Source organism: Citreimonas salinaria (genome assembly GCF_900107235.1).
GTDB lineage: Bacteria > Pseudomonadota > Alphaproteobacteria > Rhodobacterales > Rhodobacteraceae > Citreimonas > Citreimonas salinaria.
The window spans coordinates 1-1,052 of the sequence record NZ_FNPF01000061.1 but is presented as its reverse complement, the minus strand read 5'-3'; the positions used below and the strand labels follow the sequence as shown (position 1 = coordinate 1,052).

Annotated in this window: 1 protein-coding gene; it reads right to left on the bottom strand. The window is 63.7% G+C overall.

Annotation, left to right across the window (positions count from 1 at the left end):
* Window positions 1–54: 54 nt before the first annotated feature.
* A complete protein-coding gene (locus BLW27_RS20530; protein ID WP_089886603.1) occupies window positions 55–987 on the bottom strand; it encodes an IS5 family transposase in 933 nt (310 codons plus the stop codon).
* Window positions 988–1,052: the final 65 nt, after the last annotated feature.

Genomic DNA, 1,052 nt, shown 5'->3' with positions numbered 1-1,052 from the left:
GGCTTTGTTGCGCAAAGAGGGTGAAGCGCGAACCTCCCCTTTCCCCGGACGCACTTATCCCACGGGTTCTGTGACAGGTATGCCAAGCGCGGTGTAGCCGTTGAGCACGGCGGCGCGGATCTGGAGTTCGGCGACCTGACGATCGAAGTCGCGCGCCATTAGGCTCTGCCCCAGCAGCTTCACGCAATGCATCTTCGTCTCGGCGCGGCTTCGGCGGTGGTAACCGCTCCATTTTCGCCAGATCGCGCGGCCGAGGTATTTCGATGCGCGTAGCGCCTCGTTCCGGGCAATCGCGCCGGCCGTCGAGGGCTTCCACGGTTTGGCGTTCTTGCGTGGCGGAATGACGGCTTGGGCGCCGCGTTCGGCGACGGCATCGTGGCACCTGCGCGTGTCGTAGGCGCCGTCTGCGGTGACCGACCCGATCTCTAAGTCGTCAGGGATCTGGCCGAGCAGTTCGGGCAACATCGGCGCGTCACCGACGTTGCTGCCGGTGACTTCGATGGCTCGGATCTCCAGCGTCTGCTCGTCGACGCCGATGTGTATCTTGCGCCATAGGCGGCGTTTCGCGCCACCATGCTTGCGGGCGTGCCATTCGCCCTCGCCCTCTGCCTTGATGCCGGTGCTGTCGATCAGAAGGTTCAGCGGCCCCTGGGAGCCCCGGTAGGGAATATTCACAGCCAAGGATTTCTGGCGCCGGCTCAGCGTGCTGAAATCCGGCACCGCCCAGTCCAGGCCCACCAACCGTAGGAGGCTTTCGACGAACCCTGTCGTTTGCCGGAGGGCCATGCCAAAGAGGACTTTCATCGTCAGACATGTCCGGATCGCGGCATCGCTATACTGTGGCTGCCGGCCTCGCATGCCGGTCGGCCTCGGCACCCAGGCCATGTCCGGATCGAACCAGATCGTCAGGGAGCCGCGCTGCTTCAGCGCTTCGTTGTAGGCCGGCCAGTTCTTCGTCTTGTAGCTCGGCGGGATTGGTCTGCTCATGCAGGCCAGCTACCACGCTGGATTCACAAGATGAATCCCTCACCTCGCCTTTGCGCAACAAAGCC